The organism is Pseudomonas sp. AC229 (genome assembly GCF_979254655.1).
Genome location: NZ_CEEDHK010000004.1, coordinates 102458 through 125589 on the forward strand (window position 1 = coordinate 102458; position 23132 = coordinate 125589).

5 protein-coding genes are annotated in these 23132 nt (G+C 63.6%); all 5 read right to left on the reverse strand.

Features of this window, described 5'->3' with window-relative positions:
* Positions 1–4: 4 nt before the first annotated feature.
* Positions 5–1540 carry a DUF2235 domain-containing protein gene (locus AC0IW7_RS07060; RefSeq protein ID WP_471817010.1) on the reverse strand — a complete coding sequence of 512 codons (1536 nt, stop codon included), beginning with the start codon at positions 1538–1540 and terminating at the stop codon, positions 5–7.
* A gap of 287 nt (positions 1541–1827) precedes the next feature.
* On the reverse strand, positions 1828–2568 hold the full coding sequence (locus tag AC0IW7_RS07065; protein ID WP_122491971.1) for a SapC family protein: 741 nt from the start codon (positions 2566–2568) through the stop codon (positions 1828–1830).
* A 24-nt stretch (positions 2569–2592) separates the two neighbouring features.
* Positions 2593–4245, reverse strand: coding sequence for a ShlB/FhaC/HecB family hemolysin secretion/activation protein (locus tag AC0IW7_RS07070; protein WP_471816689.1), 1653 nt, complete (start codon positions 4243–4245; stop codon positions 2593–2595).
* Complete coding sequence (locus AC0IW7_RS07075) at positions 4233–22229, reverse strand: leukotoxin LktA family filamentous adhesin (protein WP_471816691.1); 17997 nt, start codon at positions 22227–22229, stop codon at positions 4233–4235. The genes AC0IW7_RS07070 and AC0IW7_RS07075 overlap by 13 nt, the downstream gene beginning before the upstream one ends.
* A gap of 122 nt (positions 22230–22351) precedes the next feature.
* On the reverse strand, positions 22352–23059 hold the full coding sequence (locus AC0IW7_RS07080) for a response regulator transcription factor (protein WP_122491974.1): 708 nt from the start codon (positions 23057–23059) through the stop codon (positions 22352–22354).
* Positions 23060–23132: the final 73 nt, after the last annotated feature.

Genomic DNA, 23132 nt, shown 5'->3' on the forward strand with positions numbered 1-23132 from the left:
CGCGTTATTCGTTGCCATAAAACGTCCGCTGATTGCCTTTGGCGGGGCGGTTGATGAAGACCGCGTCGAAACGACTGTTACCGCGCCCGAGCGCCGCGTTCCAATTCGCTGAAAGATGAATGTAGTGACGTCGCAGTAGCGCGTACTCCGCATCGGACAACCCCGTTCCGGCTTCGCCCAGCACGGCGGCCTGAAGCTTATCGGCAATGCCGTGCAGCTCTGCGGGCACCGCGAGGCCAGGAGCGGTGATGGGCTTGAACGCCACCCCGGCACGCTCGGCCGCTGCCCGCATAGCGTGCAAATACACAAGCGATAACTCACCGCGCACCTGCCGGCTACCACGCAAGGCGGCATACACCCGCTTTTGCGCGACTTGCCCCTTTTCCCGCCCAGGCACAGGCACATCCCAGGTCACAACGCTCAATTCTTCGGGCGCGAAATACCTCAACCACTGCGCCCGGGTGCGCTCAAGGTGGGCCTGCGTTCGCTGCCAGGCTTGGCTGTGTTCGTTTGCGGTTGTGACGGGGCAGCAAGCACTGTCTGGTCTGCTCAGCAGCACCCTTTCCGTCACGACGGACCGATAACTTCCGCCCACATCGGAATGGCTGCCCGGCACCTCGACGTCGTAGTCGGTGCGCGTCAGCGCGAAGTTCCGCCGGTATTCATCGCGGGCCGCCAACTGCACGATGGCGCGCGCGCAGCCCATTGGCAGATGCAACGGGACCCCGGCGTTGTCGGCACTTGAGGCGTTAAAGGCGATCAACAGCGGTTCGGATAGGTGCGCGACCGTGTCGAACAGGCCAATGAAGTTCAGCGCCAGATCGTGGCCGATACGCCAGTCAAACTCCTGGGGCAGCAACACCGAGCCGGGGGGGATAAAACGCGCCAGTGCAGACGCCGGGCCTTTGCGTAAATCGTTGGCGAAATACCGGGCTGCGGCGGCTCCCCGGCTAAAGCCAAACAGGTCAACGACAATGTCGCGAATGACCAGCCTCGGATTTTGTTTTCGCAGCCTGCGCATTTGCTCGACCACCAACACCGGAACCTGCTCCACGCGGGCCAGCACACCGGTGCTGCCACGGCCCGTACATTCACCGAAAAGGGAGTCGGATCTACCGCTGCGGGTGCCGATGCCCTCGATATACACCGGCAGATACGCCGTCTCGGCATCGGCCGGCAACGGTTCCTCGGCATGATTGGGATACAGGTCATGCAGGCGCGCAATGTTGCTCAGGTCGTTGCCATAGCTGGTATTCGGCGCGGCGCCGGCGTCGGTGCATCCGAGCGTTCGCAGGGTATTTGCCGCGCCTGGGTCCAGGTTCGCGGCGCTGGCCGTGCACTGAGCAGCAGCGGCGTTGAGCTTGTTGTTGCCGGTGCCGTCGAAGAACAAGCCCAGGTGCAACGTAACCGGCTGGTCCGAAGGCGCTTCGCGCAGCCCCGGTGCGGGATAGGCGCCTTGCGGTGATATGTCCAGCGAAGCGCTTGGCGCGGCGGCTGGTGCAAACGTCGGTTCAGTGCCGGTTGCGCTGTCTTTCTGCACCCAACCCAACGACGTTGCCTGAGTGGTTTCGAGGGGAAAATTCACGTTGATTCTGCTCCATTGACTTCAACAACCTGTCCTTTGCCTCTATGGCCGCAAGGCAGTGCCAGGCGGCCCATTGGGCAGGGAGCAGGTTGAAGCCAATGGTGTTGAAAATAAGCAGGATCACTCCGAGCGCGGCTTTCCCCGAGGATTGTTCTGGCCGCGAATGAGCGACGAAAAAACCGGGGTAACGCCCATAAAAAAACCGGGCTCAACGCCCGGTTTTCTTCACATCCAAAGCAGTATCAGTGCTTGGTTTGTTCGCCGGCTTTCTTGGCCAGGTAATGCACGAACAGTTGGTTGGCGTTGCCCAGCGAGGTCAAGTGGGCGTAGATCCAGCCGAGGAAGCCCGAGCGGTGCAGATCGAGAACATGCTCGTCCGCCAAGGCCAGGAATTTCTCTTCGTCAACGGCCAGGAAGTCGCTCAGGACAAACGATTCGCCGCTGGTGTGGCTCAGTTTCAGTGAGCGAGGAGCCAGCAATTCCAGTTCGTTGAGCTTGGCGACGAAGCGGCGGGTGCGCTCCATTTCGGCGGTGAAGTTTTGCAGGAACTGAATCATCTCTTCGAGGAATTCGCTGTTCTGCCCTTCGGTGGTGAACAGCTCGCGGCCTTCGGCTTCGTTCCAGCCGGGGTAGGCGGCGTCGAAGCACACGGTGAAGTTCTCAGCGCCGTCTTGGGCCAGCACGAACGGGTAGCGACGCACGAAGGCAGGAATGTAGGTGTTTTCGGCCCATTGCTGGTCGGCGCCGACGTAACCGTTGTGGCCTTCTTTGAGGCCCAGCAAGGCGATTGGCATGGCGTTTTCGCCTTCGCCGATAAATACGATTGGGTAATGACGTGCGGCTTGGAAGAACTCCAGGCCGGCCAGCGGAACGAGGTGGGTGCTGGCGGCGAATTCGCTGTTGTTGAGGCCGGCGAGCTTGAGGCTTTTGTGCTCGTCGCGGTTAAGGGCTTTGATGTCTTTGTAAAGCAACAAGGTGGTCATGCAGTAACTCCTGAAAATTCTGTTTTAACGAATGACGATCTGGGCCAGAACCTGGCCGCTGTCCTGATCCGCCACCACGTCCTTGAGGGTGTTGGCTGCAACCAGGCTGATGCTTAAATGTTTGCCCCAATTGAAGTTGAGCCCGGCGCCGACGCTTTGCAGGTCGACATCGGCGGTGCCCAGTTCCATGGCGCGGCCGTAGTCAAAAAACACGAAAGGCTGCCAACGTTCGCTGAGGTTCCAGTAACTCTCCAGATTCAGCGTCATGCCTTGCGGCGATGCGATAACCCCTGGTTCGTAACCACGCACGCTGCTGATACCACCAAACTGGTATAGCAAAGTGGACGGCAGAGTCTCAGTATCACTGGCGTACTGCCAACCGAAGCGCCCCACTATCAGAAACTCCTTACCGACATTGCGGCTTACGTACGCGCTGCCATTCAACAATTGGTAGCTGCCGCTTTCGCCGGTGGTCTGGTTGTCGGTATTGGCCTGACGCAGACGCTGTTCGTAGCGCACGTACCAAGGCGCGTCGCGGTATTCCACCTGGCCTTTGAGCAGCATTTCGTCGGCGCTGGTTTCGCTGAGGGTCAGGCTCTCGATGGTGGTTTCCGATTCTTGATGGTTGTAGCCCACGCCGCCGAGCCACTGCCAATGCTCGTTCACCCAGTACGGATGGTCGTAGCCCAGGCCGTAGGTTTGCGATTCGCCTTCAATGTTCAGTGCGGCCAGCGGACCAGTCTGAATCTGCAACGTGTTGGCGCCCGCTTCCACGTACACCACGCCGTTGTAGCGGTTCACCGGACGGCTGTAACGCAGGCTGCCGTATTCCGAGCCGTCGGTGGCCACCGCCACGGCGCTCAAGGCATCGGCTACGCCGGTTGGCGAAAACCAGTTCAGCGTGCCGCCGTACTGTTCGCGGCCGGTGCTTTCGTTGCCGTAATTGTTGACGAACAGCGACCACTGCAAAGGGTCAGGCTCGAATGCCTGCATGTCGACCCGCGTGGTGCCGAAGCTCTGCCCCGGCGCCAGACTGGCGCTCACCTGCGGCCCTGGCGTGGTGGCGTTGAAGCGCTGAATTGAAGTCATCAGCGCCGTGCTATCCAGGGTTTCGCCTTTGCTGACGCTGAGGCGATTTTGATAAAACGCCTCGTCCACGGATTTTCGGTCCTGCCAGGTCACTTCATCGACCTTGGCTTCCACCAGCACCACTTTCAGCACGCCGTTTTCCAGGTTTTGCGGCGGGATGATGGCGCGCGCCGTGAGCTGGCCGCCCGCCTCGTACAAGGCGTTGACCTCACGCAACAGCGCATTCAAATCGGCAAAACTGACCGGCCGCCCCACGTATTTCTGAGCGATGCCTTCCAGCGCTTCCTTGGACAGAAACCCCGATGCGTTAAAGCTGACGCCGCTGAGCTGAAACTGCTCGCCCTGCTCGGGCAGCACCTGGTCGGCCGGCATATCGCCGCGCAGCGCCGGCACTTGCGTGCGCTTGGCGCGTTCTTCGTCGATACGTTGCTGCTGAATGCGTTCGATCTGCTGACGCTGCAGCGTTGGGTCGACCTGCCCCGGAATGCCCGCAGGCACGCCGCTGGGCAACGTCGCGGCCTGAACCGAACCCACCAGCCATAACGCCGTCAGCCCACCGATTACTACCCGCTTGATTACAGATCCCACTTGGTTGCTCCGTCCGTTGTTTCCTGGCCGGGCACGACGCTGTATTGCGGTTGCTGGCTGTCATTCATGTTCATGCGCGAATCCATCCGCATCTGGTTCCAGTTCGGCTGCCAGGTCTGTTCCGGTGCTTTGCCCGCTTTGAACGTATTCAAAATGGACGCCAGACGCTGTGCTGCCAGGCCCTGCGACATCTGTCCTTCGCTAAAGCTGGCGGCCGTGGTGCGCTGGGTGGTCACGCCGGTTTCAGACGGCGTGGCCGCGTGGGTTTCGCTGAAGTTGGTCAGCAACACCAAGTGCGTGTACTTGCGGTGCAGTACGTAGGCGTCGGTGGTGCTGGTGATGGCGTCTTGCTTGAGCTGGAAGGCTTTATCCAGTTCATACAGCTGCACATCCGCCAGCGGTTGATACAGCGGCGACAGGTTGTCCATCAGCACGGTGGCGGCGGCGGTGTAGAGCTTGAGGAAGTCGACGCCAGCGGCATCGCGCAGGTCGATTTTCTGGCCGGTGGTGGTGATGCTGCTGTCCACGGCGTGCAAGCGCGGCGAGACGATGTCGGCCGCGTTCAGCTCGGTGATAAAGCGCTTGGCATTCGCCTCGCCTGTGCCCTCTACCCACAGATTCAGTTGGCCGGCGCCGGTGTGGCGACCGTACAGCCCAATGTCGGCGCCGTGCAGCGCCACCGAGTTGCCGATGCGTGCATCCGCTACGCGAACCAAGTTGCCCGACCACAAGCTCAAGGTTGGCGCGGTGGCCTTGGCCAGCACGATGCTGGCGTTTGTCGCCACGCCATTGCGCCAGCCAGCGTTCACACGGGCGCCTTGGTCGGCACTCAGCTCACGGCCGGTTGTGTCTGTCAGGCTGTCGAGCAGCACCTGCCCGCCCGCCACCAGACGGTCGAAGAAAATGCTGTCGTCAGTCGAGCGCCAGGTCTGGTTTTCGAGGCTGCTGCTGGTGCCTTTCACTTCGATCAGCCCGCGTGCGAGCAGGTCGATGAAGCGGCTGGAGGCGAGGTCGTTGACGCGCATTTCGTTGCCCGACACGGCGCTGATGTGACCTTTGGCAGCCGAGATCAACGGCGTGGTGATGTTGCCCGAGGCATTCAGAACGATATCCCCGGTCTGGCTGACGCCGTTGTAGGGCAGGCCAGTAGAAACGATGCCGCTGCCGACGGTGATATCCCCGTTGCCCGCCGTCAGCAAGATATTGCCGCCGGCCGTCACGCCTTGGCTGATGTTGATGTACTCACCCGACTGAATGCTGGCATTGCGGCCAGCTTTCACGGCCTGCAAATCGACGGCCTTGCCGATTACAAAGCTCAGGTCGCGGCCCGCTTCGGCGACGCCATTAAGGTTAAGGTTACCGCCTACGCCAACCGTCAGATCGCGGCCGGCCTTGAGCGAATAGGTGCCGCCGAATTTCACATCCGGCATCGACATATCGCCGTTGGCGATGATCGCCACGTCCCGGTCAGCCTCGACTTTCAAACCGATGATATTGCCGTGGCTTTTGCTCGGATCCACATCCGGGGTTCCGGTGGCTTGCAGAAACACATCTTCATCCAGGCTCTGCACACGCCCGAAATAAAGATTGCGGCCTACCAGCTTCACCAGCTTGTTAGCCTCGGCGTTGCCACCGACTACGTCGCCATCGGTAACCACCAGAATGTTTGCATCCGACTTCAGGTGCGCCAAATCCAGCACACCGTTCTTGGAGGCATCGGCTTTCTCGCCGAAGCTGATGGTGCCCAGCGAGCCGGCCGTGGTGGTCAAGGTCAGATCACCAACACTGCGCCCAGTGGAGATCGTCAGGTTGCCATTGGTATTGGCGGTTAACGTGGTCCCCGCATTTACTGCGCCAAGCACAGCCGAACCCGCTTCCAGGTCTACCGACTGCGTTTTGCTGTCCAACGCATCCGCCGCAAACAACCCGCCCGCTTTCAGCGACAGCTTGCCGGTGTTGCTCACCACGCTGGCGAGGTCCGCCGAGCCAACGTCGTAGGTGGCATCGCCGGCTACCTGCGCGTTGCCGCCTTTCCAGTCGCCGAGGCCATTCACATTCAACGTGGTGCCTACGCTCAGGTCGCCATAGGTCAGCTGGGTCGCAGGCGTCAGCGCCGGACCGGTGTGGCGCAGGGCCATCGAGCCGCTGGTGGTGGCGGTGGTCAGGTTCAGCAGGCCTGCGGTTTGCAGATCCAGGTTGCCGGTGACGTGCAGATCGCCAATCGCCGAGCCACTGCCCATGTTCAGGTCGGCATTCCCGCCGCTGGTCAGCGACTTCAGTTTCAGATCGCCAGCGGTGGTCAGGCTGGACGTGCCGGTAACGGTGGCCGTGCCGATATCCGCGTTGGCGCTGGTCAGGGTCCACACGCCGCCGGTTTTCAACGTGGTCGCAATCAGGTCGCCGCTGAGGTCCATCAGCACATTGCCGGTAGTCGCCTCGGCGCTGCCCAGGGTCAGGCTGGCGCCTTGCAGGTCGAGGTTGCTGTTGGCTTTCAGGCTGCCGATGTTGACCAGGCCGGTGCCGCGCAATTGCACGCTGGCGTTGTTGCTGGTCACGCTCGTAAGGCTCAGGTCGCCGAGGCTGTTGAGGAACTGGCTGCCGGCGCTGAGCAAGGCGCCGCTGCTGATGCCTGCGGCCAGGTTGGCGTAGATCGCGCCGGTGGTGGCGGCGACGTCCAGCGCCTTGCCCGACAGGGTCAGGTAGCGGCTGCTGGCGCCGATGTTGCCGCCGTAGGCGTTCAGGCGCAGCAGGTTCTGGGTTTTCCACAGGCTGTTGGCGTCGCTGGCGGCGAAGCTGTAGGCGCTGATGTCCAGGTCGGCGGCGCTGGCGGTGGTGGTCAGGTCGCCCAGGGTCGCGGTGCCGGTCACATCGGCGAACAGCCCGTTGCTGGCGGTTACCGAGGCGCCGGAGGCCATGTTCCACTGGCCGCCGAGCGTCAGGTACAGGCCGCCCAGGCTGAAGTCGCCGCTTTGCAGCAGGTCGCGGGTTTGGCCGATGTCGAGCAGACCACCCACGTTCACATCGCCCATGCGCAGCACGCCGGCCTGGCTGGCGGTGCCTTGCAGGCCGCCGATGTAGGCGTTTCCGCCGACGTCCAGTTTGATGCGGTCGTTAACGCCGCCGGTGCCGATCTGAATGCGATCGGCGAGCGTGCCGACGCTGCCGCTGACGTTCAGGTTCACCGCGCCGCCCAACAGGTTTTCACCCAGTTGGCTGGCCGACTTCAGGTTGCCGATCACTTTCAGGGTCAGCGAGTCGACGCCGGTGAGGCGCTGCACCGACAGGTCGCCATGGTTGATCAGGTTGATCAGGTTGGCGCGGGCGGTGAGGTTGCCGTCGATTTGCGTGTTCAAGCCGCCATTGCCACCGATGGCGCCGTTGCCGGCTTCCAGCACCACATCATGGCCAGTGACGACCACGTTGCTGCCGTTGGCGCTTTCGATGTTGCCGTCGGTTTTAATGCGGACGGTCTGGCCTTTGACGTTGTAGATGTTGAAGTCTTGCTGGCCGCCCAGGTAGACGTCGCCATTGGCCGTGGCGGTGATGGTGCCGGTGGCCGTGACGTTGACGTCGTCGCGCTGCACCACGCTGAATTTCAGCGGGTTGGTGTCATCGAAGTAAATGTCGTCCTGCTCGGCACCGGCCAGGGCCGCACGTTGTGCGGTGCTCAGGTTGGCGCCGCCGCCGTTGCTGAGGTCGAACTGCACGTCGGCGTCCAGCGCCTTGCCGATGCGGTTGGCCTGCAGCGTGACGTTCTTGCCGGAAATGTTCATCGCTTCGTGGGTGGCCGAAGAGCTGCTGCCACGGTTAAGCAAGCTGGCGGCAATGGAGAATTGCAGCTGGTCGGTGGTCCAGGCGGCGGTGCTGTTCATTTGCGTCAGCTGCGCGTCGCTCAGGGCGTACTGGTAATTCTCGTGGTAGCTCTTGCCGCCGAACTCGGCGTTCATGGCGGTGTAATCGGCCACGCGACGGGCTTGTTCGCTGGTGACTTGCGCATCGGTCCAGCCCAGGCCCTTGAGTTGCGTGATCTGGGTAGCGCTGAGCAGCGCCTGATTGGCGTCGAAGGCATTCGCTGACCACACGCCGGTGTTGCTGTCGAGGCTCAGGCCACGCTTGGCCCAGTACTGCGAGTAACGCTGATTGCCGGCTTCGAGCAAGGCTGTTTTTTGCGCGGCGAGTGCGTCGGCAGCCTGCGTGCCGGTGAGGCCCATGCTGTTCCACAACGCCTGCATTTCGCTGAGCTTGCGCTCGTCGTAGCTGACCGTGGTGTTGCCATCGAGCAGGTCGCCGTTGCGCACTTTGATGCCGATGTTGCCGCCGGCCAGCACTTGGTCGAGCCACAAATCGCCGCTGGTTTCTTCTACATAGATATCGCCACCGGCCACGGCCTTGAGCATCGCCGAGCCACTGAGGCTGCCGGTGTCGAGGTTGAGCACGGTGTTGGCGCCGCCGATGTTGCCGGCCGCCTGCAAGCTGATGCCCTGCCCCTTGACCACCACGCCGCTGTTAGCGGTGAGGTCGCCCTGGGTGCTGACGTTAACGTTGCCGCCGGCTTGCAGGGCGCTGAGGTTCAGGCCCGCCGAACCGGTGGCCTTGATGCCTTGCAGGTAAATGTTGTTGCTGGCCACCGCCGACAGGTTGTTGCTCACCTGCACACGCAGCGCTTGCGCCGCATCGCCCAGGGCACCGGCCGACAGGTTCAGGTCCTTGGCGGAAATCAGCACCGCGTTCGAGCCTTGGGTCAGTGCCTTGCCGCCGTTGAGGGTGATGCTGGTGGTGCCGCTTTCGTTGAACAGCGAGCCGAGCAGGCTGACGTTGCCGTACGAGGTCACGTCCAGTTTGCCGGCGTCGTAGCCGATGAAGCTGACGGCGATGTCGGAGTCGGCGCGCACGGTGTAGCGGTCAATTTCCTTGAAGCCTTGCTGGGTCACGGTGGTGCGCGTGGTGCGGTACACCTGGCACCAGATGAAGTGCTTCTTGCAGTAGCCGCCCATGTCTTTGCGGATCACTTCGGCACCGGTGGTGGCGTAGCGTTCGTCCGCCTGGGTTTTCACCGCGCCGGTGGCCAAACCGCCCGGTACGTTGCTGGCGTCGCCCATGTACTCGGCGCCTTCAATCGGGGTGCTGGCGCCTTTCACCGTGTTGAGGCTCAGGGTGGAGCCGTCGCCTGAGGGCACGAAGCCCCAGAACTCGTCCCAGTACTCGACCTTGGTGGTGGTGTCGCTGGTGTCGCGACCTTGCAGCCACACGTAGGAACGGTTGTCGGTGGTGTTGTAGCTGGTGTCGCGGCCGTTGGTGGTTTTCACCAGGTACTGCGACGTGGCTTTCACCGCGGTGCTCCAGCCTTCGTATTGCTGCACGGCGTTGCCGGCGTGGGTGTAAATGGTCGACCAGACGTCGTTCGGGTTGGCCGCCACTCGGCCCACGTCGTTGATGCGCAGGGTGCCTTCCACGCCTGAGCCGAGGTCGATGCCGGTGATGTTCAGTTGGCGCGTGGTGTTGTTCACCACCTTCACCTGGCTGTAGCCGTCGAGCACTTTCAGCGCGCCGTTGCCGGTGCTCATGATGTGCCCGGAAAGCTCCATGTAGCCGCCCGCCACTTCCACTTTGTCGAGCACGATGCTCTCGGTGAGGAAGTTGTAGCTGTAGCCGATGGCGCCGCTGCGGGCGTCGGTGGTTGCCAGTTGCACGATGGCCGCGCCGCCGCGTTTCCACGCTGCACGCAGGCCATCGAGCGCGGCGAAGTTGGCGTCGTTGAGGGTCACGCTCCAATCCTGCACACCGCTCTGCACCAGGCCGTTGATGTTCAGGTACAGGGCGTTGATCACCACGTTGTTGCCGGCGACCACGCCGCTGCCCGCAGCCGGGCCTTTGAGCACGCCGTTGGCGTTGTTGCTCGCCGGGTCGCCGCCCATGTGGGTGAAGGCGTCGAGGTTATTGAGCACGAAATCCTGGCCGGCGGTGAGCTTGAGGCTCTGGCCGCGGATGTCGGCGTTGGCGTAGATGCTGCCGTAGCTGGCGGTGATATCGATCAGGCCACGCTTGTTGTTGATGGTGCCCTGCACATAGATATCCGGCGCCGGCATTTTCAGGCCCGAGCTGTCGACGATGCCGTTGGCCGGGTTGAAGGTGTTCTTCACCGTAATCACCGGCGCCGCCGAGTTTTCTGCCACTTCGATGACGTTGAAGTTGGCCGCCGCGTTGCCTCGGTTGGCCGAGGTGATGCCGGCCTTGTTGAGCATCTTGGTGTCGTTGAACAACAGCTGACCGCCCTCGCGGTTTGGAATTTCCAGGCCCGCCAGGCTGAGGAACGCCGCGCTGTCGTTGATGATTTCAATTTTGGCGTCGCCCGGTGCATGCAGCGCGCCGCTGCCCACCAGTTGATCGCCCTTGACGAAGATATTGCCCGGGCGCGCCAGAATCGGATCGACGTTCAGAATCAGCACGTTGAGCTGACCTGGCAGCGTGCCGTCGGCTGCGGTGCCGCCCATTTGCACGTAGAGCTTGTGCAGGGTCTGGTTGAGCAGGTTGAGCTCTGCCTGGAACGCGGCTTTCTCCAACGGCGAGAGGCCGTAGTTGCTGAGCTGCGATTGCAGCTGCGCCACACGGGCAGTCAGCAGTTGCGAGTAATCGCCACTGGTCATGTTCCAGGTGATGCCGTCGCTGATCTGGCTGAACACCGGCAGCACGGTCAGGTTGCCGGTGGTGCTGGCGGTGACGTTTTTCGGGTCCACCACCACGCCATCCACCAGGTACTTGAGGCCGGTGATGTGCAAAATTTGCTGACTGTACACGCCGGTTTCCATCGTGCCGTTAACGGTCACTTTGGCCAGGCCGGCGTTGAGCACGGTTTTGCCGCCGGTGATGTCCAGCGACACGCTGCCGCCCAGCGCCTTGATCAACGCCGCGGCCGCTTCGCGGTACAGGTCTTTGCCGATGCCTTCACCGGTCAGCACGCCGTAGCCGGTACCGGCGTAGGCGTAAATGTCCCCCACGCTGCGCAAGCTGCTGCCGGCGTTGACGGTGACATTGCTGTTGCGCTGGTAGTTGGCTTCGGCCTCGGGGTCGTTCACCACGGGGAACGCGGTGTTGTTCCACAGGTCGGTGCGCGCGGTCAGGGTGGCTTTGTTCATCGCCCCGCTGATGTCGAAACCGCTGTAGAGCTTGGTGTCGCCATAGCTGAAGAGCTTGGCGTTGCTGTCCACCAGCACGGTGTAGTTGGCGCTGACCTTGGCCAGGCTGTTGCCCATCGCGGCGCCGGCCAGGCCGTAGGTTTTGGCGTTGGCACGGGCGTCGATGTCGTACAGACCGCTGGACGACAACACCACATCGCCGACGCTCCAGATGTCGGCGTTTTTGCCCACCGACACGCTGGCGTTGGACTGCTTCACCTCAATGCTCGAATCGGCCTTGGCGATGGAGATCGCGCCGCCGCTGTCGAGCTTCACTTTGTCGCGGCCATACACGTAGTTGTAGGCCTGCACTTTCATGTGCTTCGGGTTACGCCAGTCACCCGCCAGGGTCAGGCGCACGCCGTCGCCCAGGTTGCTTTGCGTGGTCAGGTTAACGGCGCTGCTGCTCAATGCCGCTGCCGCATCGACCACACCGCCCGACCCGGACACCACGTTGAAATCGGCGCTGTCCGGTTTGATCACGTCACTGCGCGCGCTTTGCTCGTAAGCGCGGGTGGTCACGTAAGAGCCGCCCACCAAGTCGCTGGTGGTGGTCAGGTTGATGCTGTTGGTGGCGTGCGCGCCGCTGGCGCCGAGCAAGGCGGCGTTGATGCTGTTGACGAAGCTGTTGAAGGTCGACAGGTGATACGAAGCCAGATTCACCGCGCTGAACGAGGCGGCCGTGCCGCTATCCCCTACGGCATACAGCGCCGCTTTGGTGGTGCTGTTGTCCCAGGTTTTTGCCACGGCTGCCGCGCCGCTGACCAGGCCGCCTTGGCCCGATACCGAGCTGGCCAGGTTATCGACGCTGGAGTTGGCCGATACGTTGAGCGCCCCCAGGCTGCCGCTAAACACGCCGTTGACCAGCGCTTGGGTGCTGGTGTCGGCGGTGGCTTGGGCCACGGTGGCGCCCACGGCCAACAGGCCGGCGGCGTAACCTTCGGCGGACGCGCGTTGCACCACGTCGGTGCCGGCGGCGAATGTCCAGTTACCGCCGCCCACGCCGACGAAGCGGGTGCTGTTCTGGCTTTGCAACAGGCTGGTGCTTTCGTTGCGGGCGCTGGCGACCACGGCGTTGGCCGACACGCCGACGCCGCCGCTGACGCCAAAACCGTGAACATTGACGGTGTCGTTGGTGCCGTTCTGGGTGATCACGCTATTAACCGTTGCGCTTTTGCCTTGCAGCAGCGCGCCGCCGCCAAAGGTCACGCTGGTGCTGGCCTTGGCCAGCGCATCAATCACCGACGCCCCGGCGGACACCAGGCCGCCCAATGCCACGCTGAGGCTTTCGGCCTTCAGCTGCGGGCTGGCTTCGGCCTTCACCGTCAGCGCGTTGCTGGCCGTGACGCTGGCGTTATTGCCCACCGATACGGTGGCGCTGCTGAGGTCTTTGGCGGTGATCACCGCCGCGTTCACACCCACCAGCAAACCACCGGCAGCGCCTTGCGCCTTGAGGGTCACTGGCGCTTGCGAGGTGGCCGAGAGCGACACATCGGTGCCGCTCAAGGTCGAGCTGGCCGCCACGTTGGTGGTCACGCTGCTGTTATGCGCCGCCACACCCAGCACCAGCCCGGCGCCGCCGAGGCCGCCGGCTGTTACACCGAGGGCTTGCACGTCGAGCGCTTGTTTGTCGCTGGCCGAGGCGTTCAACACGCCGCTGCTGGAGACAGTGCCGCCGAGGTTGGCGTTGACCAGGTTGTTCAGCGTCGCCACACCAATGGCCGCGCCCAGACCAATGCCCAGGCCGCCGGTGCCGGTGATGGCTTTCACCGTGACCGCTGGCGAGGTGTTGAGGTTTTGCGCCACGGCGTTGAGCGTCAGGCCGTTGGTGGTCAGGCTGCCGCCCAGCACTTCGGCGATTACCCGAGCGTTGGACAAGGTGTAGGCGATGCCCGCGCCAAACGCGGCGCCGCCAACCACGGCGCTGCCCGCCAGGTTGCTGGAATAGAGCTTGTCGCTGGCCGTGACGCTGCTGGCGCCGTTGACCTTGACCGTGCTGGCGCTGACGCGGGCAACGGTTTCCTGCTTGTAATTGGTGTTCTGCAGGCGCGACTTCACCGCCACGTTGCTGGTGGCCGTGTTCAGGCGCGTGGTGTCGCTGCTGTTGCTGGTGGTGGTCAGCGTGGCGCGGTCGCCGTTGGCCGGCTGATTGACCGTTTGGTAATCGAGGTTGGCGTTGCTGTGCGAGCCGAGTTTGTCGCTCAGGCTCAAGGTGCCGTTGCCGCCGTTGTCGAGTTCGTCCAGCGGGTTGCTGCCTTCCTGCGTCAGCACGCCGGAACCGAGCAGCAACAGGCCGATGCTGCCGCCCAACGCCGAGTTGCCCGAGAGGCTGGCGGTTACGGTTTTCAGCGTGGCATCCACTTCGCGCTGGGCGTCGACGTTCAACTGGTTTTTCAGGTACGCGGTGCTGTTGAGCAGTTGCGCGCGGGTGGCGCTGTTGGCCACCAATACGCTGGCCGCTGCACCGACTGAAGCGCCGGCGCCGGCCGCCACCGAGCCGCCCACCAACAGCGCATCGAGACGGTCTTTGGCGGTAATGCTCAGGCCACCGGCATAGGTAGAGCTGGTGCCGATATCGGCGTAACCGACGCCGGCTTCGGTGGTGTTTTCCAACATCACCACGGCGGTGGAACCGGCCATGGCCGCGCCGCCGCCCGAAGCGCTGGTGGCGGTGGCGAGAATGCCGGTGTTGGTGCTGGCGTCCACATCGACCTGGCCGCTGCTGGCCACGGTGGTGCGTGCGCCGCCGCTGGCCTGTTCGCCGATCCAGGCGCGAACCAGGCTCTGGTTGCTGGCATAACCGACGCTGGCGCCAGCGCCGACCGCGCCACCGGACAAGGTGGCGACGTTTGGCGCCAGGCGGTTCAGCGATGCCGCGTTGAGCTTCAGCGAACCGACGTCGAGTTTGCTGCCAGTGTTCACCAGTGCTTGCGTGCTGCCTTTAAGAATCAGCACGCCGCCGCTGCCGGCCACGCCAACAATGCCGCCGCCCAGGGTGGTGACGATGTCGCTTGCCGCTTGTGTCGAGTTGGCGCGGACCAGCGTTTGGCCACGGCTGTTGACGGTGGCGTTGCTCAGGCGCGCGGTGGTGGCGCGGTCCATGATCACCGTGTCGATAGCCGCTGCAACGGCTGCGGCGCCCAAGGACACCGCGCCGCTGAACACACCGCCAAAGGTGAAGCTGTGGCTGGACGCGGCCACGCTGACTTGCTGCCCGGCAATGGCGGCGCTGGCGTTGCCGGCGTCCTGGTTGATCTTGGCGTCGTCGATGTACGCCGTGGTTTTACCGCTGACCAGGCTGGTGTTGCTCAGGCCGGAGACGGCAGCGCTGGCAATCGGCACCAGCGACACCGCCGTGCTCAGGCTCAACTGGCCGAGCTGCTGCAAGGAGCCGGCGCGAACGGCGATGCCGTGCACGGTTTCCAGGCCGGTTTTCAGGTCCAGCACCGGGTTGAACTGTTCGGCATCGGCCCAGGCGTTAACGTCGGGCGCGTTGCTGAGAATGCCGTTGTCCACCGACAAGCCGTTGCTGCCGCCGCCCAAGGCGTCGACCCGCGTGGCCGCGCCAGCAATGCCAGCCTCGGTGGTGCTTTCCAGTTGGTTGACCGACACCAGGCCGGCCACGGCGGCTGTGCCGCTGCCGGCAACCACCATGGCGCCGGAACGGATCACGTCGCGGTTGTTGGCGAGCACGCCCACGTCTTCGCTGGCCTTGACCAGCGCGCCGCCGTTAATCAGCGCCTTGGCGGCGGTCTGAATCAGGTTGGTGGCGATACCCGCCGACACCGCGACGGTGCCGGAGAAGCCGGCCGAGATCGACGCCGAGTTGATCGCCGCGTCGGAACCGGCCGTTACCAGCAGTTGCTTGACGGTCCAGGTGCTGAGGTCTTTGTGGCCCGACAGGCGCGCTTCAATCTGGTTGGTGATGCGGTTGACCGCTGCTGCCACGCCGACCGCGACGCTGCCTGCGCCGACCGCGCCGCCGGCCAGCGAGTTAATGGTCGACGCGTCTTTGGCGGTAATCGCTACGTTATCGGCGCTGCCTTTGCTGGTGTCGATGGCCGCCGTGGTGACGGCGCCAATCAGGTTGGTGGTGTTGGAGAACACCGCCGCGCCCGTGCCGGCACCGGCGCCGCTGAGGGCCAGGGTGTCGATTTGCGCGGCGGTCAACGCCGACACAGTGAGCTTGGTGAAATTGGCGTTGGGGTCCAGGGTCAGGCTGCTGTTTTCGATCAGCGCCTTGCGTTCCTGGGTGATCTGCGTGACCGCCACGGCGCCAGCGCCCGCACCGTTGCCGGCGCCTTGCACGTTGCCGGCCAGGGTTTTCACGGTGGCCGTGCCGTCTTCGACCAGCACGTTGACGGTGTCAGCGCCGGTCAGGGTAACGCCGCTGAGCGTTGCCAGGTCTTTGCCTTGCAGCAGGTTCACGGCCACCGAAGCGCCGACGGCGGCATTGCTCGAACCGCCCGCGCCAACGGCGGCAGAACGCACGGTCATGGCGCCGCGCGCTTGCACGTCGAGTTGCTCGGCGATGGTCAGGGTGCTGCCGGAAATGCGCGCGTCGCGGGTCAGGGTAATCAGGCTGTTGGCGTCTGCCGCGCCCACCGACAAACCACCGCTGCCGGTGATGGTGGCGGCCAGGGCGTTGATGGTGCGATTGCCTTCTACGCGCACATCCAGCGAATTGGCGCTGAGGCTGCCGCCGATAACGGAGGCAGTTTCAGTGCCTTTGAGCACGCTGGTGGTGACCGCGCCGTTGACGGCGATATTGCCGCCGCCACCCGCCGTGACGGCGATGGTGTTGATTTCCTGATTGGCGCCGGTGCGCACCACGGCGTCATCGAAACCGGTCACGGTCGAGCCGTTGATGGTGGCGGTGCGGTCGGCGTTGATGATGTTCACCGCCGAGGCGGCGCCGAACGAGCCGTTGCCGCCATAGGTCACGGCGCCGGCCAGCGAGCCGATGGTCAGGCCGTTGCCGCTGCTGGCTTTGACGCTGAGGTCGGCGCCGCCGGTTTGGGTCACGGTGCTGCCGGTGATGCCGGCATAGTCCTGACCCAGAATGACGTTGTTCACCGACGAGATATTCACCGCACCGCTGCTGGCGCCGGCGCCGCCCACGGCGATGCCGTAGATTTCGCCGTCCAGGCCGCTGAGTACGGTGAGATCGCCGCTGAGGTTGACCGTGCTGTTGCTCAGCAACGCGCTGCGGGTGCCGCTCAACTGATTGTAGGCGAACGCGGCGCCAATGGCTGCGCCGCCGTCGGCCAGGGAAATATTGCCCGCCGCCGACCAGATGCTGTTACTCAGGCCCGGCTGGCTGGCGTACACGCTGAGCGCTTTGGCGGTGAGGGTGCTGTGATCCAGCAGCGCCTCGGTGGCGCCCGCGATGCGGTTGTAACTCACCGAACCGGTGAGCGCGGTGCCGCCGGAACCCGCTGCGCCGGCTACGGCCACGCTGCCGATCTGACTTTGTTGCGCGGCCACGATGGCCGCGTTGCCGCTCAGGGTGGCGGTGACATACGCGAGCTGCGCCTGCACGGTCTGTTCGATGTCGGTCAGCGCCACAGCGCCGCCGATGGCGCCTTTTCCGCCGAAGGAAATCGCGCCGGCCAGCGAGTAATAACCGCCGGCTTTCTGTGCCGACAAATCAAGCGTGCCGGCCTGGATGCTCAGCGGTTGCGCGGCGCTGCCGAGAATCTGTGCTTTAACGGTGCCACGGTCGACCACCGCAGTGCCCGAACCCAACGACGCGGCTTTGCCGGAACCGGCAACACCGACCGCAGCGGCCAACACTTCGGTGGCGTTATAGGCGGCCACTTTCAACGCGCCTGTGAGGTTGGTGCTGACGTTGGCCATGCTCGCCAGGTAATCGCTACCGGCGTAGATCAAACCAAACGCGGCGCCGCCTGCGCTCTTGCTGCCAATGGCCACGGAACCGGCGATGCCCAGAATCGCTTCGCCGGACACCTTGCCGTCGAACAGCGAGTGGGTGGTGCCGTCGTACTGGCCGTCGTTATCGGAATCGCTGCCATCGGTGGTGGTGGCGTTAACGTCGATGCTCGACAGGCTGTCTTCGTAGCCGAGGTCGGCGCCCGCCAGGGTACCGGCGGCATTGGTGTCGAATTTGCTGTCCAGGTCGGTAAGGCTGGAGACGCTGCGCGCCTGCACATTCACCGCACCGCCAGTGAGGCTGGACGTTTTCAGACTGCCGCCGCTTGGCGTGTAGCCATCGACGCGGGCAGTGACTTGGTTGTCGAGCACACCGGCGAAAATCGACGCGGCGCCGGATTCGCCCGAGGTCGCGGCTACGCCAAGGGCGGCGAGCAAGGTTTGCGTGGCGCTGTAGGCACCGACATCGAGCGTGGCGAACGCGCTCGCCGTGCTGCCCAGCCATTCGGCTTTGATGGTGTTGGCGATGTAGGCCAACGTCACCGAGGCGCCGACGGCGCTGCCGCTAGCGCCTTTGGCGCCGGCAAACGCACCGCCACCAATCAGCGAACGCGAGCGATCGTAAGCCAGCACTTGAACCGTACTCGGCGCACTGGCGCGGCCGGCGATAGTGCTGTTTTGCACCCGCGCCACGGTGCTGTTGGTGAACTGCCCGTACGAGCCGGAAATGGCTTTCGCATCGTTGGAAACCGAACCCGCTGTCGCAGCGGCCAGGCCCAGGCCCATGGCGATCAGGTCGCCATCGGTGGCGGCGTACACCTTGAGCAGGTCGTTGTTATTCAGGGTGGCGTTTACCACTTCGGCAGTGGTGACGTTGGCCAGGGCGTTGGCGGCAATGGCGCCGGCCAATGCGGAACTGGTTTGCGACTGGTTGCCGTTTTTCGCCAGGGTAATGGCGCCTGCGCCTGAGCCGGCGAACTGGTGCGTCTGGTTCAGCGCCAGCACGTTGACCTTGCTGCCTTTGACGGCCGGGTCGCGTGGGTCGAGCACGATATCGCCGAGGCGCGCGCGGGTGGTTTGCCGCGACACGTTGATGCTCACCGAGCCGGCCACGGCCAGTGACGACTGCGGCACCTCACCGGTACGCGTCGGGTCGTCGTCGAGCATGTTTTTAACTTGGTTCCACTTGGCTTTGGCTTCGCTCAGCACATCGCCTAGCCCCTGCGTGATGGCGCCGAGCAAGGAGGTGGCCTTGCTGGCGGCGCCGCCCGAGGCGTCTTGGTTCGCGGTGGCGGCGTCCTGCTTTTCCTTGTCTGTACGCGCCACGGCGCCGGCCAGGGAAAACGCACCGCTCTGCCCGCTGGATACGGCCTGCATGTCCAGCTCATCGACATTCCAGGTCGACGACACACCCAGCACGCCAGGAATGCTCAGGGCGCGCCACTGGCGGTTGTCGCCAATCAGCGCCTGCACGTCGGTCTTCACATAATTGACCGCGATACCGGCACCCACGCCGGTGTCTTCGGAGAAGCCCAGTGCGCCAGCGGCGCTCCACAGGCCGAGGATGTGCTTGGCATCCATGTCGACGCGATCAGCTTTCACCGTGGCGCCGTTGTTGATCGAAGCATTCACCGTAGTGTCGATCAGGGCCAGCACCAGCGAGCCATTGCCCGCCGCGCTCGGGCCTTTGCCGGCCGACGGGCTGATGCCGATGAGCAGGTCTTTTTCCTTCGCCGCCACCGACACGCTTTTGCTGGTGACCTGCGTGCCGGCGCCAATGCCGGCGACCGCCGAACTGTCGTGCAGCATGATGTTCAGGCCCGCGCCGACCGCGCTGCCTTTCTCGGATTTGGAGCCAAACAAGGCAATGCCGAAGTTGCCCGCCACGGCCAGACGCTCGACGCGGTTTTCGGCCAACAGGCTGACCGGAGCCGCCCAGTTGTTGCTGCCGTTGGCGGGCGTGGTGTTGCTCCAGTTATCGGTTTGCAGCGTCCACAGTTTCAGCAGGTTGCCGGTGGGGCCGAGGTCGCGCCACAGCTCGCTGCTCCACGCACCGGTGCCGGTGGTGGTGAGGCTGCTGTTGTCGCCGACCCAGGCGGCAGCGTTGATGTCGTTCTTCATCACCGACACGGCGCCGGCCAGGCCGAGCTTGTCGGCATCGCCGGTGGCGTTGGCGTATTGGCTCGGCAAGTCGCCTGGGCTGCTCACGGCCTTGGCCATGTCTTTCAGGCCGTTGTACCAATCGCTCAGCGAACTCCACTCGTTCTGGCTACCAAACGACACGGCCGCTTTGTCGTTGATCGGCACTTCGTTTTTGGCGCCCACGCCGATGTGGCTGGCTTTGACGGTGACGTTGTCGCCGATCAGCGCCTTGGTGGTTTGCTGCAACTGGCCGTAAACCATGGCCACGCTCATGGAGCGCGCGGCGGTGTCTTTTTCTTTGACGTTGGAATTGATCGCGCTGGAGGCCGTGTTGCGCAGGCTGGCCTGGTATTGCAGGGCTTGCACACTGACGTCGCCACTGACATCCACGCTCAGCGAGTTGCTGCTCGCCGCGCCCAACAGCGCTTGCGCATTGTGCTCGGCCAGGGTGATCGCGACCGCCGAACCGACGCGCAGTTTGCTGCCATTGGTGGGCTGCGCTTCGTCGAGGGTAATGCCCAGCAGGCTGGTGATTTTCGGCGTGATAAAGCTGATCGAGGGGTTGGTCAGCTTGGAAACCAGGAAGTCGAACGAGCCCTTGCCCACCTTCACTTCGGCCTTGGTGGCTTGCTCGTAAATGATGTCGACGGCGCTGACGTTAAGGTTGCGGCCCTTGCTCAGGTCGGCATTGAACTGCGCCTGGGTGCTGCTCTCGAACATCGACAAGGCCAACGCCGGACCGCCGCTGGCGCCCAGGCCGATGGCGTCGAACGACACGTTGTTTTTCAGAGTTTGCTCGGCCACCGCGCGGGCGGTGATGTCGCGGGTGACGTCAACTTGCGCGCCCTTGTTCACCGTTACGTGGGTGTCGAGATCGGTCACGCCCATGCCAAAGGCAAAGCCCATAGTGGTCAGTGCATTGCCGGCAGCGTCGTGGCTGTTGACCGCTTTGGTGTCCAGGTCGAGGGTGTTGTCGCTGCTGGCTTCGAGCAGCAAGTCATTGCCGGCGGTGAGCTTGGCACCGCTGGCTACTTCCACTGAGGTCTCGCCTTTCAGGCTGCCGTAAGTCAGACCCAGACCAAACGGAATCAGGCTGTTCAGGCCTTCAACTTTGCCGTTGATATTGCTGTCGATTTGCCGGGTGCTTTCGGCGGTGACGCTGAGGTTATTGCCTGCTTTGAGATCGGCGCTGGTCGCGACTTTGACGGTGGCGTCGGAGCTGACAATTTGCAGGCCGATGAAATCTTGCAACGCCAGCAGCTCGCTGAAGTTCGCCGGGTTGGCCGCCAGCATCGACTTGAAATCGTCGCGGTTGTAGGTGTTCAGCGAGTCATACAGCGTGCCGAACGCCGACACGTTGTCCAGACTCAGCAGGCTGCTGGCCCACAAAGGTTTGATGATCGCCTTGCTGCGCGCATCGATGACGATGTCGCGGCCACGGATCAAGCCGCCGACATTCACGCTCGCGGTGGCGGTGGTCCAGCCGGCCAACTGCTGGTCGGTGGCGAAGGCTTGCACGGTCACGTTGCCGGCCTTGCTGGCGTCGGTGCTGTGGCTGGCGTCGAGGGTGGAGCCGCTTTCCAGGGTGACGCTGGCAACGCCCAGGCCGCCGGCAAAAATGGCCCGCGGGGTGGACGGCAACAAATTCAGGTTGGCGGCGGTGGTGTTGTCGTCACCGCAGAAAGTGCAGCTGATGTCGCTCAGCGCTTGCACGGTGATGTCGCCCGCCTTGCCGGCGCCACTGGCGGTGGTGCTGACTTTGGCGCCGCTGGCCACGGTAATGCTCGGCGCTTCGACGATCACGTCACCGGCATCTTTGCCGGCCGCGCCGCTGGTGTTGACCAGCGCGCCGTTCTTCAACTCGACCTTTTTCGAGCTGGCGATTTGCACGTTGCCGCCCGAGTTGTCGGCCATTAGCGCGGCCAACTCACCGCTGACCTCCACGCCGTTCTCGCCGACGATTTTGATCGAGCCATTAGCTTGCGCCAGACCGGTGCCGACGCTCACGCCTTGCAGGTTCACGGTGTTGACGAACACCGTTTCGGCCGCCGAGGTGCCGGCTTGCAGCGAGGCGCCGGAAGCGACCACGGCCGAGGCGGCGAACAAATTGATCGAGCCGGATGTGTTGACCTTCCCCTTGATTTCCACCGTGCCGCTGCCGCCATCGAACTGGCCGGTAGTCAGCGCCGTAACGGCGGCCGTGGCTTCGGCACTGGTGCCACCGTGGGCGATGGTGGCGAGGTTGCGCATGTCGGTGGCGGTCGGCGTGGTGACCACCAGACTGCCGACGTTAACCACACCGCTGGCCCCGACGACCAGACCGTTAGGGTCGGCAAAAATGATGTTGCCGCCAATCTTGCCGGCCGAGATGCCGTTGAGCGTGCCGTTGATTTCGGCCTTGGCGTTGTGCACCAGGTTGACCAGATTCGCCGCGCCCGTGGGCACGTACAAATTCACCGTGTTGCCCTGGCCGACCACAAAGTTGCCGAAGGAGTTGAAGCCGGTATTGCCATGCACCGTGGCGGTGGTGATGTCCGTCACCGTGGCGCTGGTGTTAGCGATGTTGGTCGCCGTGGTCATGCCCGACACCGAACCGATGCCGGCACCAAAGTTGCCGTCGTGCACGGTAATGTTGTTGCCAGCGGCGGTCGCCCATGCCGGTATCACGCCGAGGCTGGCGAGCAGCGCGGCGGTGATACGGTTGGGTTGGAAGCGCGGTCCCAAACTCGCGGCTACAGCCTGTGCTGCAGGGTGCTGGGGGGAATTACGCTTAACCATGACGACCTCGCTGTCGGGAACTTTCCACAACAGGCATTGTCGGTCGGGCGGTCAAACGTGAACTAGTCGTGGTCGTTCATGCTTGTGAACAACCGTTGACAGCCGTCAGCGGCCAGGCGCCATCAGTTTGACATCTCGCCTTGCACCGCCAGCTTATAACCCCGGCCGTAGACGGTCTGGATTAGTTGCGGGCGGTTGGAATTGAGCTCCAACTTGCGCCGCAGCCGGGCCACCAGCGTGTCGACGGTGCGCAAATCCCCGGAGTCTTCGCTCTCAAGACCATGGCGCAAACAGGCGAGCAAATCGTTGCGATTGACCGGCTTGCCCCGCCGCTCGATCAAGCCCACCAGCAAGGCAAATTCGCCCGCCGTCAGCGACACATCGCTGCCCTCTTCGTCGCTGATTCGGCGGCGCAGCAAATCGACTTTGTAAGTACCGAGCAGCACATCCTGATCCGTCTTATCGCCCTGACGGCGACGCAGCAGACTGCGAATTTGCGCGAGCAACACACGCAGGTTGACGGGCTTGGTGATATAGCAATCGGCCCCGGTTTCGAGACCGGCCACGCGGTCGAAATCGTCGTCACGCACAGTGACCAGGATGATGCCGATTTGCGGGCTTTTACTGCGCAGCTGGGCGGCGACGGTAAGGCCGTCGATATCGGGAAGGCCGATATCGAGGATCACGGCGGCGGGCTGATGCCGCTCGAACAGGCGCATGCATTCATGGCCCGAAGGGGTGCTGAGCACTTCATAGCCGGCGTTGACCAGATACAGCGAAACCATCTCGCGGATTTCGGGTGCGTCTTCGACGACCAGGAGTTTTTCCATGCTGAGTGCGCTCGGCTTGTTGTTATGGGGCGCGATTGTGGGGGGTTAGGGGGGAGAAATACTAGATGCGCTG